The 16,423-nt window shown below is 39.9% G+C and carries 13 protein-coding genes and 3 pseudogenes; 12 read left to right on the top strand and 4 right to left on the bottom strand.

What is annotated here, in order from left to right; translation table 11 throughout:
- Nucleotides 1–187: 187 nt before the first annotated feature.
- Both ING2E5A_RS10470 and ING2E5A_RS10465 read left to right on the top strand, forming a co-directional pair.
- On the top strand, nt 188–1,099 hold the full coding sequence (locus ING2E5A_RS10470; protein ID WP_071137356.1) for a hypothetical protein: 912 nt from the start codon (nt 188–190) through the stop codon (nt 1,097–1,099).
- Between the two features lie 2 nt (nt 1,100–1,101).
- The gene (locus ING2E5A_RS10465; protein ID WP_071137355.1) at nt 1,102–1,695 is read left to right on the top strand and encodes a metallophosphatase domain-containing protein; all 594 of its coding nucleotides are present in this window, start codon (nt 1,102–1,104) and stop codon (nt 1,693–1,695) included.
- Here ING2E5A_RS10465 and ING2E5A_RS15935 read toward each other — a convergent pair.
- Entirely contained in the window at nt 1,639–2,028 is a 390-nt protein-coding gene (locus tag ING2E5A_RS15935) for a nucleotidyl transferase AbiEii/AbiGii toxin family protein (protein WP_394332605.1), read from the bottom strand. The genes ING2E5A_RS10465 and ING2E5A_RS15935 overlap by 57 nt on opposite strands.
- A 97-nt stretch (nt 2,029–2,125) precedes the next feature.
- On the opposite strand from ING2E5A_RS15935, the gene tnpA reads away from it, so the two are divergent.
- The 6 genes from tnpA (at nt 2,126) to ING2E5A_RS10435 (ending at nt 7,144) form a co-directional block, all read left to right on the top strand.
- A complete protein-coding gene (gene tnpA / locus ING2E5A_RS10460; protein ID WP_071137354.1) occupies nt 2,126–2,485 on the top strand; it encodes an IS66 family insertion sequence element accessory protein TnpA in 360 nt (119 codons plus the stop codon).
- Nucleotides 2,486–2,488: 3 nt separating this feature from the next.
- Nucleotides 2,489–2,839 carry an IS66 family insertion sequence element accessory protein TnpB gene (gene tnpB, locus ING2E5A_RS10455; RefSeq protein ID WP_071137353.1) on the top strand — a complete coding sequence of 117 codons (351 nt, stop codon included), beginning with the start codon at nt 2,489–2,491 and terminating at the stop codon, nt 2,837–2,839.
- Between the two features lie 81 nt (nt 2,840–2,920).
- Nucleotides 2,921–4,570, top strand: a complete 1,650-nt coding sequence (gene tnpC, locus ING2E5A_RS10450; RefSeq protein WP_071137352.1) for an IS66 family transposase — start codon at nt 2,921–2,923, stop codon at nt 4,568–4,570.
- Between the two features lie 92 nt (nt 4,571–4,662).
- Nucleotides 4,663–5,259 (top strand): hypothetical protein, encoded by a 597-nt coding sequence (locus tag ING2E5A_RS10445; RefSeq protein WP_154670080.1) that lies wholly within the window; start codon nt 4,663–4,665, stop codon nt 5,257–5,259.
- Nucleotides 5,260–5,434: 175 nt separating this feature from the next.
- Nucleotides 5,435–5,869 (top strand): LexA family protein, encoded by a 435-nt coding sequence (locus tag ING2E5A_RS10440; protein ID WP_071137350.1) that lies wholly within the window; start codon nt 5,435–5,437, stop codon nt 5,867–5,869.
- 21 nt (nt 5,870–5,890) lie between these two features.
- Entirely contained in the window at nt 5,891–7,144 is a 1,254-nt protein-coding gene (locus tag ING2E5A_RS10435; RefSeq protein WP_071137349.1) for a Y-family DNA polymerase, read from the top strand.
- Between the two features lie 4 nt (nt 7,145–7,148).
- Here ING2E5A_RS10435 and ING2E5A_RS15380 read toward each other — a convergent pair whose 3' ends face one another.
- A complete protein-coding gene (locus tag ING2E5A_RS15380) occupies nt 7,149–7,349 on the bottom strand; it encodes a hypothetical protein (protein ID WP_154670079.1) in 201 nt (66 codons plus the stop codon).
- 257 nt (nt 7,350–7,606) lie between these two features.
- Nucleotides 7,607–8,935, bottom strand: coding sequence for an IS1380 family transposase (locus tag ING2E5A_RS10430; RefSeq protein ID WP_071135938.1), 1,329 nt, complete (start codon nt 8,933–8,935; stop codon nt 7,607–7,609).
- A 356-nt stretch (nt 8,936–9,291) separates the two neighbouring features.
- On the opposite strand from ING2E5A_RS10430, the pseudogene ING2E5A_RS10425 reads away from it, so the two are divergent.
- Nucleotides 9,292–9,753 (top strand): annotated as a pseudogene (locus ING2E5A_RS10425) (transposase); the annotation flags it as partial.
- Nucleotides 9,754–9,837: 84 nt separating this feature from the next.
- Here the strand turns inward: ING2E5A_RS10425 and ING2E5A_RS10420 are convergent.
- The gene (locus ING2E5A_RS10420; protein ID WP_071135810.1) at nt 9,838–11,052 is read right to left on the bottom strand and encodes an IS4 family transposase; all 1,215 of its coding nucleotides are present in this window, start codon (nt 11,050–11,052) and stop codon (nt 9,838–9,840) included.
- Nucleotides 11,053–11,160: 108 nt separating this feature from the next.
- Between ING2E5A_RS10420 and ING2E5A_RS10415 the strand changes: the two are divergent.
- From ING2E5A_RS10415 to ING2E5A_RS10410, 3 genes and pseudogenes are all read left to right on the top strand, one after another.
- A pseudogene (locus ING2E5A_RS10415) lies at nt 11,161–11,871 on the top strand (IS256 family transposase); the annotation flags it as partial.
- 217 nt (nt 11,872–12,088) lie between these two features.
- Nucleotides 12,089–12,208: pseudogene (locus ING2E5A_RS15375) on the top strand (helix-turn-helix domain-containing protein); the annotation flags it as partial.
- A gap of 37 nt (nt 12,209–12,245) precedes the next feature.
- Nucleotides 12,246–16,421, top strand: coding sequence for an AAA domain-containing protein (locus tag ING2E5A_RS10410; RefSeq protein ID WP_071137347.1), 4,176 nt, complete (start codon nt 12,246–12,248; stop codon nt 16,419–16,421).
- The last annotated feature ends 2 nt before the right edge of the window (nt 16,422–16,423 follow it).

Below are 16,423 nucleotides of genomic sequence, written 5' to 3'. Positions count from 1 at the left end.
ATTCTCTGGCTGTCAATGGGTTACTAAGTTTTTTATCTCAAAGACAATATTATTACACGCCAAATATTTGCACAAGATATAGTATAATTCTTAAAGAATAAATATTTTTCAGATAAAGTTTTATTGTTGTGCAATATTTTGGCATATATGCGGATTATTTTTGTAAAAGATAATAAACAGATGAGCTATGCATTATTTAAACTCACATATTGAAAGACTTCAAGAGAATCTCTCTGAAATCAAATTAAAGTTTGGAAATGGAATTGAGGAATTTGATTGTTATTTTATCTGTAAAATTCATACCTCAAAAAATAATATTTACAATAACTCTTCATTTTATGGAAATGGTAAATTGTATGAGACAACAGAAATAAAGATCACTTCGGGTGGCAAAGATAATGAAAACGACAATATGGTGGTGCTTCATATTGGGTTTAACCCAGACGCTCTAAGCTACGAAGATTTATTGCCATATGGATCTAAATCTGCTTATTCCAATCTTCCTGAGATATCTGAATCTTATGATGAATTTGGAAATCGTATAGATAATCTGGGGGATAAATTGTATTACAAATACAATAGAGATGGGTATATAATATCAAGTAAAAGTTGGTGTAAAAAAAGACAATTATGGATAAACAGGTATTACTTCGATGAAGACAATATGAGCAAAATGTTGATTGGGGATGATTTTAACAATTTGATTCTTTTACTGCACTGTAAATATAGTGAAGGAAATGAAACTGAAAGGTTTATTTATGACTCGGGACTTGAATTAGTGCTAAGAACAGAGATTGAACATGATGAGAATGAACGATTGGTTTCATCGACGAGTTATTTGCCTGACGGGAAAGTAGCATGGCGTATCGGTAATGAATTTGCCTATGATATTAATAATGAACTTGTTTATAAAGAACTGGAATTTGAGGATGATGAACTTGGCTCAATAACCCTGTTTTTATATCATCACAAGTACCTCGAAATGTGGGATAAAAGCTTAAACAGGAATTATCCATTATCACTTGGCGATTTGCTTAATATAGCTTGTTTTGGTGAAGATGAGGAGTTGTGGATTGATCCATATCCGGATTTTGAATAAAGATGAAAATACTACATTTATCAGACACCCACAATTGTCACAAGCAATTGAAAGATCTGCCTGAAGCTGATATTATCATTCATGCGGGCGATTTTTCTTTTACCGGAACGGAGAAGGAAACCCTAAATTTTATTGAATGGTTTTATGCACTTCCTTACAAGTATAAAATCTTCATTGCTGGTAATCACGACGATTATTTGTTTGGTGCAAATATTGAGGGTTTACCGGATAACTGTTATTATCTATGCAATTCCGGAGTAACAATCGGGAATATGCATTTTTATGGTGTCCCATTGTTTATAGACGATGTAATATCCGGAGAATACGATAGACAACTTAACAATATACCAAACGACACAGATGTGTTAATAACACATCAGCCACCCTTTGGAATATTGGATTTCTCAGAAAATATAAATTATGGGGACTTTATATTGCTGCAAAATGTGTTGAGAATTAAGCCAAAATATCATTTATTCGGTCATATACATAATGCTTATGGTATGGAGAAAAATGATGAGACTCTGTTTGTTAATTCATCAATACTTGACAATAATTATGAAATCAAGAATAATCCTGTAATACTTAATTTGTAATAAGACATCATTTGCCGATACAAAATTCTTATTTTGAAGTGCTTTATATAAATCAAATAGATCACGTCCTTTCCGCCTTTCATACAACGCCCGAACTTTTGTCCCGATTAATTCGTCTAACTTATACGTTATTATCTGGCACTTTCCCGTAAACCATAGATTAGTTACACTGAAATCAACTTTTTCAAAGCCTAATATGCTGAAATGTTCTCTGCAATTAATTTCAACTTTTAAGCGTAAAGTGGTTACGGGAATATCCGTAGAGTCTATCTTGAAAACCAATGTATTGTTGTTTCTTTTCTGTTTTACTGTCGGAACGCCTAAAAATGACAGGACTTCACGAAGTTTGTCTATGGTCGGCTGTAAGCATTCGGTAAACCCCGTCCTATTTTAACTTCTGATCCTTGCTATATTTGCCCACAAAAAAAATATGTGGACATTAAATCAGTTTGAGGAGATTTTTGATCGTTACCAGGCCAGCGGGCTTCGGATAAAAGAGTTCTGCCGGAACGAGTCGATAGTGGAATCCAAGTTTTATTACTGGCAAAAGAGATTGCGAGAGCATAACTACAGGACTGGGCGAGAGTCCGGTTTCGTTCCGATCGTCTTTACCGGCTCCAATCCATCACCGGCAACCAAAGAAGTTGTCCATCATCAACCGATTCCGGTGCATGTTGACCCCACCCCGGGAAATGTTCTCGAAATAGTCTATCCCAATGGAGTAAAAGTGCGTGTTCCAAAGGGGACTGATCCAACACAGCTGCGTTCATTAATCCTCCTGACCCAATAAGCCATGTTCAATCTGAACGCCTCGATGCGTTACTGGCTTTACCCGTTTCCAACGGACATGCGAAAAGGGTTCTATACTTTAAGTGGGTTGGTCACTGAGAGGATGGGACAGGATGTACGCAGCGGTGACGTGTTCATTTTTCTGAACCGTCATTGCACGAGTATGAAAGCATTACATATGGAGCACGGCGGACTGGTGATCTACTATATGAAACTTGAGAAAGGCAATTTTGCACTGCCCCCGCTTGATGAAAAAGGCAAAACTCACCCCTTTTCCTGGCAAAAACTAATGTTGATGGTACAGGGTATTGACGCTGAAAAATGTCACTATAAAAAACGTTGGAAAAGCGCATAAACAGACGATTTTAGTCACTTTTTCTCTTGCATATATTGCCCCTTTTTTGTATCTTTACTCCCGTTATCCGATAGGAAAAAGATGCAAGAAAACAAGGAAAATCCGAACGAACTTCTCGAACTCCTTTTGGAGAAATGCGACCATTTATATCAGGAGAACATGCTCCTGAGGGGTAAACTGGAAGATCGCACGGATGTTGATGCATTAAAATCCTCTTACGAGAAAACCATATCCGAGAAAGATACTAAGATCGTCGACCTGGAAAAGCAGGTAGCTTATCTCAGGCGCCGCATATGGGGTAAATCCAGCGAGCGCTACATCCAGGAAGATCCGCAGCAGCGACGTATCGACTTTGACGGCTTTGACCTGTTGCCCGGGGAAATAGAGCTTGTAGAGGCAGCCAGGGCAGAGATAGAGACCTTCAGGGAAAGACGCGTGAAGGAGCGGGTGAAACGAAAACCGGTTCGCAAGCCTTTATCTGAAGACTTCCCCCGCATTGAGGAGCACCTTTATCCCGATGAAATAAACGACAACATGGATGCCTGGACCGAGTTAGAACCGGAGGTCACCGAGGTGCTGGAGTATGAACCCGGGAAATGCTATGTCAGGAAGATTGTCCGTCATAAATATGTTTTAAAAAGCAAGCCATCACGGGAGTCTGAAGAGAAGTCTTCTCTCATTGTAACGGCATCACTTCCGACAAGATACCAGCCTATCGCACGCAGCTATGCCGGAGCATCCCTTTTGGCGGAGCTGATGATAAACAAGTACGTGAATCACCTGCCTTTTTACCGCCAGATACAGATGATGAAACAGCTGGGCGCCAATCTGCCACCACCCACGGTCAATGATTGGTTCAAAGATACGGCCGATTTACTAAGACCGCTTTACTATCGACTCAAGGAACTGGTTCTTGCCACCGATTACATCCAGGTGGATGAGACAACCGTGCCCGTGATCAATAACGAGAAGCATAAAACCGTCAATGGATACATGTGGATGGTGCGTTCTGTCATGGACTCACAGCTCTTCTTCCATTATGACCATGGCTCAAGGGCTCAGAATGTTGCCTTGTCCTTGTTGAATGACTTCCGTGGTGCCATGCAGACAGACGGGTATGCCGTGTACAAAATGTACGAGCAGAAAAAAGGTGTACTTCCCCTGGGATGTTGGGCCCACGCCAGAAGGAAGTTTACAGAGTCGTTGAAAAATGACAAATCCCGTGCTGAGTATGCGCTTGAACAGATCGGCCTTCTCTACGAGGTGGAAAGGGAGGCTGATGACAAAAACCTCTCCTATGAGGATAGGGCCAAGCTCAGGGAAAGCCTCGCTTACCCGATCATGGTTGCCTTTGAAAAGTGGTTGGTTCGTGAATATGAAAAGGTTCTGCCCAAGAGCCCGATAGGAAAGGCGATAAAGTACACTTATGACATCTACCACCGTTTGACACGTTACCACCTGGATGGCAGATACCGCATTGACAATAATCTCGCCGAAAACAGCCTGAGAGGCCTGGCCCTGGGAAGAAAGAATTACCTTTTTTGCGGTAACCATGATGCTGCCGAGGATGCTGCAGTCATGTATTCATTGCTGGGGTGCTGCAAGGCTGCCGATGTGAACTTCCGTGACTGGATGGTTTATGTGCTGAGTCGTATCCACGACTATGACGAAGACTACACCAGAGATCTTGCAGAACTGCTCCCGGGCAACTACTCCAGGAGAAACCCCTAAAAACTCCACATCGACTCCGAATGTTTTGGAGGTTTTTGAAAGTCCACTTTCTTAGACCAGGAAATCATAGAATCAAATACGGACATCACCGAATGCTTACGGATAAGGATAAAAAAAAATTTAAAATTTATAATTTCACCGATTACGAACGAAAGATTGTGTATCTTATAGATAGGCTTGAACACGAGGCTTCGAAATATTCAGTTTTAGAGCCTATTGATTATGTAGAAGCTTCAAATATTGACTTTTCGGATATACTTAAAACCTATAAAAAAATAAATATTACAGATAATAATGTTTATACTTATATAAACCAAGATTTACTTAACATCCTACTAGCTTACGATATGCATGAAAATAAGCCACATAAAATTTTGCAAGCTGCGCAAGAAATTGCAAAATGGTTGCTTGACAAAAGTGATGATGATTTTCCGAATGAGATTAAAGTTATTAATTATTTTCAAGCATTAAAGAGAGAGAGAACTCTAAGTGAGAAGGAAAATATCATTTTATATGATATAGAGCAGAATTCTGAAGAGCTTTTATACAAACTTGGTGCAAATATATTACTAGATAACCTTAAAGGTGCTCAGATTCAATTTAATAAATTGAGTAAAGAAGACAAGGAGAAATTTAAAACTTATCCTATTTATAATTTATGGAATCCTAAATCCATTCGAGATAATTAATCCTAAATCCATTAATGGATAATTCTGCATAATTTAAACTCCTTGCACTCATGGTCTTTTAAGTTTGATATTTCTCATAATTAACTATTTTATATACTTATCAAATCTTATTGTATGTATCTTAAATTTTCAAATCTTGGAAAAACTGATCTGAAAATAGTCTATTTTTGCTCTCATGAAAAAGCAACTAAACACCCAGAAAATAGAACTTATTCAACATGAGAGTTCTGAGCAGAGGTACCCGTACATAGGTAATGTACAGGCTGGTTTCCCATCTCCTGCAGAGGACTTCTTCCACGACTATATAAGTCTGGATGAACTCCTGGTAGATCATAAGGAAACAACATTCTTTGCAAGGGTCTCCGGAAGTTCTATGGGTAATGATTTCAGTGATGGGGATCTTCTGATTATTGATAAAAGCTTAGAGTGGGAAGAAAATAAAATCGCTCTTTGTTTTATCGACGGTGAGTTTACTTTGAAAAGAATTAAGTTGAAGGATGGTAAATGTTACCTGGTACCTTCTAATAAGGACTTCCCATTAATAGAAGTGAACTACGAACAGGGTGTAACTATATGGGGAGTAGTGAAGTATTCCATACGAAAGCACTGAAATATTAAACAGTAAATTTAAATGTACGCACTTATAGACTGTAATAACTTTTACGCTTCCTGTGAAAGAGTATTCAATCCTACTCTAATCGGAATACCAGTTGTTGTTTTAAGTAACAACGACGGTTGTGTTATTGCACGGTCAAATGAGGCTAAAGCAATTGGCATACCTATGGGAGCACCTGCGTTCGAGTATGAGCATCTATTCCGAAGATACAAGGTTAAAGTGTTCTCGGCCAACTTCCCTCTCTATGGTGATATGAGCAGACGTGTTATGAGTCTGTTATCAAATTACAGTCCTCATCAGGAGATCTATTCTATTGATGAATGTTTCCTGAATCTGGAGGGAATTAATGTGGACCTGCAGAAGTACGGACTTGAAATGAAAGCAAGAATTGAAAAGGGTACCGGTATACCAATAAGTATTGGAACTGCTCCAACTAAAGCCCTGGCTAAACTGGCCAACAGGATTGCAAAGAAGTTTCCAAATGAGACTGGTGGTAGTTATGTCATTGATACGGAAGAGAAGCGCATTAAAGCTCTGAAATGGCTTAAGGTTGAGGATATATGGGGTGTAGGCAGAAGAAATGCTAAGAAGCTTTATGCTATTGGTGCTTATAAAGCTATTGACTTTGTGAATCTCTCTGAAGCCTGGGTAAGAAAGAATATGACCATTACCGGGTTGAACTTGCAAAAGGATCTGAAAGGTATTCCAACTATCGAAATGGTTGAGCCTGAAAAGAAGAAGTCTATTGGTACTTCTAGAACATTCGAAACTGATCTTCGTTCTTTTGACGAAGTACGTGAACGTATAACCACTTTTACTTCTATGGGTGCCGAGAAATTACGAGAACAGAATTCTTTCTGTAAACGATTGATTGTTTTCATTGGTACCAATCCTTTTAAGGAGCATGAAACGCAGTATTACCCGTCTATACAGATTAAATTGCCTTTCCCGACTAACTCTACCCTTGAACTGGTGAAGTTTGCTCATGAAGGCTTAAAACAGATATTCAAGAAGAACCTTTATTATAAACGAGGTGGGGTATTGCTGACTGATTTTGTTGATGCAAGTGTTTACCAGCCCTCACTTTTCTTTAATTCTGATCCAAAACACAAAAAACTGATGGAGGTAATCGATAAACTTAACGATAAGTATCATCGTGATGTTGTTCGATTAGCTTCACAGGACGAGAGGAAGCATAAGATGAAACAGGCTCATCTCTCTCCTCACTATACTACTGATATCAATGAAATACTTACAGTTGAGGTGTAGTTGATTAATACCTAATCTTAAGCTTAGAACTTGGTGTAAGATTTATTGTAGTCGTATCATTGTCTTCTTCCCAATCATGGTATTCAATTCCAATGTCGTTTTCTTTTTCTTCTTCGGTTGATTCTGGTTCTAATATTTCCGATGATCCACATGAAGGGATAATAAATAGAATTATTGATAATAATATTGCTCTTGAGTTCTTCATATTACTTAAAAATCTCATTTAAAATTCCCAACTCAAGTTAATAGTTTTCAAAGCGGAATTTCTCTTTTTTTTCGAGAGATACCGTTTTATTTTCTTTTCATCTTCACTGTTTCTTGCACGTTTAACGTGTTGATTTACTTTTTATGGTGGCGTTTTTATATATATTAACATTACCACTCTTCCAAGGCATGGCAATTCCTTGTCATAAACCCTTTTACGACACGAAAGATGGCGATGGACGATTAAGTGAAAATCCGTCATCCGGTCATCGTTGTCGTTATTCGCTGCTCAAAATCACGCCACCCCGCTTTTCGGTAATACTCCTTAGGCATTTTTACCGTGACCTGCCTGCCGGATTTCACCACTTTACCCGGCACTCGGATAAACCATTCTCGGAAGGTAGAGTGCTCTTGACGCCAAACCCAAAAGTCGCCCCGGTATCGCATGAGCACCGATAAACTGTAGGCAAATGACGAAAGTTGCCAAAGAATATCGTTTACCCAAAAATCATGCGTGATGGTTTTTCCCGCACAAAGCGAGTTTTTGGTTTGCTCGATCCAATTCTCACTCTCTGATCGGGATCCATAAAGGGTATGGAGCTGCAAGGCATCCAATCCTTTCAGGTTCGAGCAATAGCAAAAGTACTCATACTCGGGTACAAATTGTTTTTCGCCAAAATAATCGACTTCAACCATTTGCTTTATGATGCGCACGGCATAAAACATGCGGGGATTCCTCCAACCGCTACATTGATGTGTAAACTGACAGGTCGCCGTCCGTGGGCCAATCGGCTGCCAAGTCTGCCCGGCAAGTAAATCTTTCAGGTTTTTCAGCTTTACTTTCACCAAATATTCATGTTTACCGTCTTCTAACAAATTAAATAATCCACCATTGAAAAAACCGCTGTCGGCCCTGAAAAACACCTTCTCCACCTTTTGGGGAAGAGCGGCCAAGGTTTCTTTGACAAACTCACAAACTCCGTTTGAGGTGTAAGCTGAACCCGGGCGGAGCCATGAATTGACAAGCAGTTTCATCTCCGTGACAAAACATAAGATGGGGTGATAGCTTTTCGAACCCTTCTTATGCGAGTTATAACCCACCTCAGCCCCTTGTTGGTTGCCGTAAACGGTAAATGTGCTTGAGTCGCAATCAAGTGTCAAGCGGCTTAAACCGCAACGGGAAACTTGCATGCCTGTAAAACCCAACAACAGCTCGTGAAGCGAACGGGCGCCCCTTTCACCCAAACCTGTCAAATGGCGGCGTATGGTGTCCTCGTCAATGTTCTTGGGTAACTTCAACAAGCGGGCAACCAAGGCGTCAAAGGTGAAGTTTTCAATCCGCTTCAAACGGTGAACACCGCACAACGATGCCAACAGGATACTTGAGAGTATTTGGGCTGTGCTGAAACGGCTTGCATTGTGCCGGATGGTTGGGAAAAGATGTTCCAGCCGGCGATAAATGCCACAATGGTTGATAAAATCAGAGGTTACGCTTAACCCTGAATATGACGTTAATTGTTCTGAACTGAACTCTTTCTTTACTGAACTGGCAGTAAATGAGATTTTTTTACTATTTTTGTATTGCATGTGTCGGGTGAGTGTTATTTTTTATTTAACACCTTAAAGATAAATACTTTATCTGGCACATGCAACTTTTATTTGAGACTTTTAGGTATTATTACAAATTTAAACATTTAACCTTAATTGTCAATTTAAACAGGCTAATTTATAATTTATTTAAGTTTCGCAAGTAAAAATTCAGTAAAAATAATCGCATAAAAAAACGGCACAGAGGCTTCTGTAATTCACAGATTATTAGTATATTTAAGCGTCAAAACCGATACTGTTCCAAAAAGTGTGTCTGTACCTGTAAAAAAAGAACATAGTCTAAAAACTTTATTAGTTTTGCAAATAACCATAACAAACAATAAAATTCAAAGACTATGTTACTATCAAAGGAACAGCTTTCTTCCGTAATGGCCAAACATTCAGAGCGCGAAAACGGGTTACACGATTTAATGGAAATCATGCTTGAGAGTATGATGCTGGCAGAGCGTCGCGAGTTTTTAGACCAGTCAAAAGGTAACAAAGGGAATGGTTACCGTCAGGGTCGCAGTTTCGGGCATGGCCGTGTTCTGGAATTCAGGATTCCACGTGACCGTTACGGCAACTTCCATCCAAAGATTCTTGCATTGTTGCGTGACCAGGAACTGGAGTGCGAACGTTTGGCCGGCAGCCTTTATTGCAGGGGTTTGACCCAGGGGCAGGTCGGCGAGATCTTCGGTGAGATTTACGGTGAGCATTACAGCAAAGCCAGCATTTCGCGCATGATTGACTACTTGCGCTCCGATGTGCAGGAGTGGCTGAACCGTCCGTTGGAGGGTTATTACCCGATTGTATTCATTGCCGTCCGATAAAAACCGATTTTGATTCTTCGTTACTTTTAACCGGCTTATTATCAGTCGTTTCTTTTTATAATTTTTCTATTTTCAAAAGTAAGCCCCCCTGAAAAGGGTAAGCATCTCTAAATCCTGGTCATCTCGTTGCCAATCTCGTTCCGGGTTTTCTAAAAATTTTATCAAGTGCAGGTAATTAAACAGGTGTATCCTGCAAAATGACACCAGGTTGGAGAATGCCCAAGGCCGTTTCAACCGCTTCTGTATAACCGTGAGCAAGAGGTTCACGATCAAAGCGCAATATACCTGTATTTTTATCGCGTTCTCGTTATCCCCGAGGAAGTACTTCAGGGGGAAGTTTGATTTTAACTGCTTGAATAACAGCTCTATTTGCCATCTTATTTTATACAAGGCCGCTATCATGTCGGGCCGCATCTCGAACAGGTTGGTGAGGAACTCGAACTTCCTTTTCAACACCCTGTCGTAGAACACCACCTTGCGCAACTTCAGCTTGCTCCCGCCATCATCTTCCTTCACGGTCACCTCGATGATAGTGTCTTCCAGCACGCCGCTGTGGATGCATTCATCGATGTAAAGTTCTTGCTCCACCTTGTAAACGGCGTTCTCCTTGATGCGGGTAACGAATCCGGCTCCCTTTTCACAAAACAGCTTGAAGGCTTTATAATCGTTGTATCCCTTGTCGAAGACGTAAATAGTGTTGTCATCCGGTTCCAGTTTCCTCAACAGCAGGTGATCGTTCGTGGCAGCGGATGAGAACCATATCATCTTGGGAACGGGCTCGTCGACATTGATAACGGTGTGCACCTTGATCCCCCCTTTGCGTTTACCGTTCGAGGGTGTTCTGCCGACGCACTTCAAGATGTCCTGGAACAAACTGATAACCGTGCTGTCGAAGATCTCGACCTGCTTGTTCAACACATCTTTAAAGCGGGTGTCCGAGATCACGTGTTGGTACTCGCGAAGCAGGTCGTGGTACACGCCCGAGAAGAAATCAACGCTCCTGCGCTTGTTGGCGTCCGACAAGGTGCTCCGGTAGGGTATGTGGCCGAGCTGGAAATGCCTGGTCTTGCCTGAAAGACCGAGCATTGCACCCGCCACCTCGCGCAGGGAGGAGCATTTGGCGAAGACGCAAAACAACATGCTTATAAGGTGATCCTTAGCCGTGAAACGTTTCACGTAATGATCGGCCTTGTACCGTTTGCTGTTTCGGGCGATAATCCTTGTATCTACCATAGATATGAGCTGTCCGAATACCGATTGTCCAAAAAAATAAGTACTTTTGTTCATTGTAGACTTGTTTTGTGATGAATACAAAGCTACAATTATTAGTACGACGGGCAAAACTCAAATTTGCCCGCGTACTTTTTCTAAAAAGTTTTTATCGGACAACAGTGGATTGTATTGGTGGATGCCATCCATATCAAGATCCACCGTAAACGTTCAGTAGCCACTGAGGCTTTCTATGTGGTCCTGGGGGTGAAAGAGGACAAGAAGCGTGAGGTGCTGGGTATTTACAACCGCCCCACGGAGAGTGCCGCGGGCTGGGAAGATATCTTCCGGGATGTCCAAAGTCGTGGGGCAGGTCATATAGGACTGCTGGTAAGCGACGGGCTGACAGGCCTGGACTCGGCCCTGTCGGTCGTTTATCCGAAGACCCTGCTGCAGCGGTGCGTCACCCATTTGAAGCGCAACATGCTCTCCAAAGTGCGCCATGGTGACAAAATGGAGCTGGCGGAGGATTTACGCGAAGTGTTCCGTACGGGCCAGAAAGACTACACCAAGTGCGAAGCCTGGCAAAACTGGACGGCACTTTGCCAAAAATGGGGAAAGGATTACAGGAGCATCAAAAGGATGGGGGAGGATATTTCCTACAAATATTACTTCACCTATCTGCAATTCCACCCCCGTATCCAGTCAATGGTCTACACCACAAATTGGATAGAGCGGCTTAACAAGGACTTCCGGCGCGTATTGAAGATGCGAGGGGCAATGCCCAATGAGGAGTCGGTACTGGTACTCATCGGTAAAGTGGCGATGGACAAGGATGCTTATAACAGGGAATTACCCGGTATTGACAGGGACAAGACGTTGTTCCCCGGTGAGTGAAGGTATTTCCCGCCAACCCATGACAAAGGTCCTTAATTCCTCTTACTTGCACAAGGACAAGCAAGTTGCATGCTGCGCATGTAATCCTTGTGCAAGTATCGGAATTAAAAAATACATGTCATGGATTAGGTGAAATTAAAAAAAAGAAATAAATTTGTTATAAGACTGATAAAGCAATAGACTAGAGACACACTAAATGTAACACTACCTTGGCAAGAGTAATACAACAGTATCAAAATATGTCAATCAGCGAGTACAGCCTGATTTGATTACGCTTAATTCGATTGCAGATGCGCTAGAAGTTGATGTTAAAGATTTGTTAGTAAGCAATAAATAATGACCATCGGCTTAAATCCAATTTCACAAATTGACTTATGGAATATAACAAGGGAGATAACATAAAGGTTCAAATCTCTAATATCACTGATATTGGTGCATTTGTAAAACTTGAAGGTAGAGCGTCGGGCATGATTCATTATTCCGAGGTTCCGTGTAAGTTTGGGCAAGTTTCGAATTATCTTGCGATCGGACAGGAAATTGAAGTTGTTGTTCTTGGTCCAGGAAAGCCTGATAAATATGGCAATCCACGGTATAATCTTAGCAAGAAAAAAATTGATGAACAAGCGATAAGGGAACAAGTTGCCTTAGATATAGACAATTTGGGTGGAGAAGAAAAATCCATCAGAGAAATTTGGAAAATTTTCACTCAAATCAATAAATGTCTGCTTCAATACATGAAGCAGCCAATTTTGCTTGATGCTAATTCTGCGAGGCTTAACAAGGCAGATGGTAAATTGGTTGTAAAGCTAAATACAGAATCTAAGTTTGAGTTGTTTCAGAAATCGTTTAAGCAAAGATTCAATACTGATTTAATACCGATTGGTAAAGATTCTTGGAACTTTTATGCCAATATTGACACAATCCCTTCAAGTTCGTTAAAGGCTTTTGAAGAAGAATGTGAGTGTCTATATATGAATTTCTTTCCTCAGCCATATGTTGAGGGACGGATTTGGAATTATAAGAAGGAACATAGAGAAAATATTGAATCTCAGCTTGAAGACTGTTTTCCCAATATAGTTATTGTTTCTAATAAGAAAGGGGAATTGTCCTTTCGACAGGCTTATAGTTCTCATTCTCAGGCACGAGATTTTTTCATTGCGCTTCGTGATATCTTGACTGAGATTAAAGAAGGCTGTACTGTTGAAGATGAAGAAACCGGAGAGGAAAAAGAGTACGAACCAATACCCTTTGACTTTGAAATTTTCCCATTAGAGGAACAAGATAAGTTTTTAATTGAACGTAATGTTTTTGGGCAGCAAGAGCATGAAGCTGTTGTTATAGGAACACTTCGTGGTGAAACATTCAGTTGTGATGGCATTGAGGTTGGTAAACTGAAAAATGTAAACTATCCAAGTCTAACATTTATCATCGACAAGGATAATATTACCGCAGTTGACAAATTGGTCAGTGATAAGAAACTCTCTAAGGTGTCAACAGATTTGACGGGTGATTCCGAGAAAGTAAATCGATTACAGGAGTCCTTTGATTTTATTACAGAGAATTTCGAGCAGCTAAGAAATCCTATGCTTGCGAGCTATTTGTTTGATGCTAGTAAAGCGACTCCAACTGACGAAAAAAAAGTAAAGAGCAGAATTGAACAAATTAAAGCTAATCAGCTAAATAAACACTTAAACGAGTGGCAGATAGAATCAATTGCAAAGGCTGTCGAAGCAAAGGATTTAGCCGTAATACAGGGGCCTCCAGGAACAGGAAAATCAACTGCTATAGCTGAATTAATTTGGCAATTAGCATTGACAAATCCTAAAGATCGTACTCTGCTCACCTCAGAAGCGAACTTGGCAGTAGATAATGCATTAGACCGTTTGAAATTCTCTGATCATAACATTGTAAAGCCCATACGAATTGGCGCTGGTGATAAATTCTCGTCTGAAGGCTTACCATATGCAATCACAGAGATGATGAAATGGGCTGGTATTGATTTTTCCAAAAATTATATATTGGCAGAAGACAATCGAGCTATTGAAGAGTCTGATGAGTATAAACTATTTAATCAAGACAACATCGTCTTGGTTAGATGGATGAAGAATATCATTAATCGCTCACAGATTCAAGATGAGACAATAGAAAGAGCATGGTTTCATTTCATGCTCAATCTACCTATGGAGTTTCGTAAAAAGGTATTTAATCTTTATCGTAATAATTGTAATGTTATAGGAGCAACTTGTAGCTCCATCACTGAAAAGAACTATGCTGCTATAGAATCTCAGAAAGAAGATGTAGAAAGTCGTTTTATGAAACGATATAAAACCGTTTTTATGGACGATGAGCATTTAGCATTTGATGTGGTCGTTCAGGATGAAGCATCAAAAGCGACACCTTCAGAATTATCTATGCCTTTGGTTTATGGAACAAAGTCAATTATAATTGGAGATCATCGTCAACTTCCGCCAAATCTTGATAGAGAAGATATTCTATACAAGCTTCATTACCAAGCACTACAATCTGTTGATGTAGAAGAGAAAGAGCAAATTATCGAGTTGGAAAAATTTGTCAGGTATCATTTTGACCAACTCGAAAAATCGCACTTTGAACGCCTTTTTACTCAAGCGAACGATTCTATCAAGGGGACATTTAGAAAACAATATCGAATGCATCCTGATATAAATAAAGTTATTGAGCAATTTTACACAAAAGATGGCGGATTGGAATGTGGTTTTATTAATGAGGACTATGAGTCTGAAGGCACCCCGTTCTCACGTTATCACGGGATAAACATCGAGGGACTTATATCACCAGAGAATCATGTGATTTGGATTGATACTAATTCACCTGAAATTGCAGAAGGTACATCGCGAACAAACCGTGGTGAAGTGGATGCTATAGAATGGGTGTTGTCCCAGATGGCTTCGTCAGATTCATTTGCTTCTTACAATGATAAATTTGTAAATGAAGAGGACAAAGAGATAGGATTGATTACTTTCTATGGAGCTCAGTTAAGGTTATTAAGACAGCTGCAGGGGAAGTATTCAGGGAAACTGACATTAAAGCCAAGTTCTGTTGATAGATTCCAAGGTATGGAAAGGAATGTTGTAATTGTTTCTCTAGTAAGAAGTAATTGTATTGCAGAAAATGAGAAGCAGGCTCCAGACTATCGCGTTTATAAGGATTTGGGCTACAGAAAGCAAACGGACTTTGGCTTTGCAAAATCCCCCAATCGTCTGAATGTAGCTTTGTCTCGTGCCAAGCGTCTATTGATCATAGTGGGCAATAGTGCACATTATTCTACATACAAAAACAAAGAAGGAGAAGCTATTTATAAGAATGTCTTTGATAGCATCAAAAACAATCCGAATGGTAGAATAATTCATTGGGAACACAAACTAATGAAGAAACGCCCACGTCCTATTTCTAAGAACCGTTCAGCAAATCTCAACACTAGAGATATTAATCCTGAAACCGATGGACATCTTAGAGTGATTGAAACTTGGCTGAAACCAAATGCTAATAGGATAAATCCTAAAATAGCTGTCCTTGAACTTTCGACTAAGGCTGTGAAGTGTTTGATTGGTAAAGATCAGGAATTGATTAAAAATGCTAAAGTTGACGAATTTAACTTCCAAAACTTTATTAGAAATGCCAATAAAACAGAAACTGGTAAGGGCTTGGATGCTCAGAATGACATGAACTTACGTTATTTTGAGAGAAACGTTTTACCAACAATTCGTAATTGGAAACGAGTAATGATGCAGGAAGATGTTGATGTAGTTTATACTGTAGCAACTGCCGCATACCGTACAGCTCGTAATCGTGATGATATCATAGCATTTATAAAAGAGAAGACTGGCATTAATGTTCGTATTCTTTCTAAAAAAGAAGAATCGGTTTCCACTATGTTTGCTTATCTATTCAGTTCTAGGTATAAGCAACAAATGTTGTCTTCTCAACATGTTATTATGATTGATCAAGGTGGTGGATCTACTGAAGTGTCTGTATTCCAAAATAGTGACCTTGTTAGTTCATATAGTATAAATCTTGGTACTACGGCTTTACGTAATATTTTATTCTTGGATTCAGATAGAGATACTCCTGTTTCAGAAGCGTTAAAGCGTAGTGACCAGAAGTTGAAGGAACGATTGGTCGTATTCTACAAAAATATGGGGGATGCTATGACATCGGAAACTGAGAGTTTCTGTATTAGTGTAGGAACTGCTATTACGCATGCAACTGGTGGAAAGAATAATGCAGCCCAGCATGATAGAGTAATGACACGCGAAAAAATTGAAGCTTGTATTGAGACCTGCACTCAGGCTATTCTGGATCAATTCGATACAGTTGAACAACTGAATGAGTTTGACTTTGAAGCATCTGGAAGTAGTAAACGACTCGATGACCAAATAACAATGCGTTTAGGTTTGCCGATGTTCCTGTCACTAATGGATCGTTTCAATATTAAAGAAATTCATGTGAGTGGTACTGGACTTTGGTATGGGATTTATTTACAACATTTACATAACATAGCAGACAATTGATT

This window comes from Petrimonas mucosa, assembly GCF_900095795.1.
Classification (GTDB): domain Bacteria; phylum Bacteroidota; class Bacteroidia; order Bacteroidales; family Dysgonomonadaceae; genus Petrimonas; species Petrimonas mucosa.
The sequence above is the reverse complement of the archived record's forward strand: the minus strand, read 5'-3'. Positions and strand labels throughout refer to the sequence as shown.

Bases quoted from the DNA above. Each gene is read 5' to 3' on its own strand.
- ING2E5A_RS10470 (WP_071137356.1), top strand. From the start codon at position 188: ATGCATTATTTAAACTCACATATTGAAAGACTTCAAGAGAATCTCTCT.
- ING2E5A_RS10465 (WP_071137355.1), top strand. From the start codon at position 1,102: ATGAAAATACTACATTTATCAGACACCCACAATTGTCACAAGCAATTG.
- tnpA (WP_071137354.1), top strand. From the start codon at position 2,126: ATGTGGACATTAAATCAGTTTGAGGAGATTTTTGATCGTTACCAGGCC.
- tnpB (WP_071137353.1), top strand. From the start codon at position 2,489: ATGTTCAATCTGAACGCCTCGATGCGTTACTGGCTTTACCCGTTTCCA.
- tnpC (WP_071137352.1), top strand. From the start codon at position 2,921: ATGCAAGAAAACAAGGAAAATCCGAACGAACTTCTCGAACTCCTTTTG.
- ING2E5A_RS10445 (WP_154670080.1), top strand. From the start codon at position 4,663: ATGCTTACGGATAAGGATAAAAAAAAATTTAAAATTTATAATTTCACC.
- ING2E5A_RS10440 (WP_071137350.1), top strand. From the start codon at position 5,435: ATGAAAAAGCAACTAAACACCCAGAAAATAGAACTTATTCAACATGAG.
- ING2E5A_RS10435 (WP_071137349.1), top strand. From the start codon at position 5,891: ATGTACGCACTTATAGACTGTAATAACTTTTACGCTTCCTGTGAAAGA.
- ING2E5A_RS15380 (WP_154670079.1), bottom strand. From the start codon at position 7,349: ATGAAGAACTCAAGAGCAATATTATTATCAATAATTCTATTTATTATC.
- ING2E5A_RS10430 (WP_071135938.1), bottom strand. From the start codon at position 8,935: ATGCAATACAAAAATAGTAAAAAAATCTCATTTACTGCCAGTTCAGTA.
- ING2E5A_RS10420 (WP_071135810.1), bottom strand. From the start codon at position 11,052: ATGAACAAAAGTACTTATTTTTTTGGACAATCGGTATTCGGACAGCTC.
- ING2E5A_RS10410 (WP_071137347.1), top strand. From the start codon at position 12,246: ATGGAATATAACAAGGGAGATAACATAAAGGTTCAAATCTCTAATATC.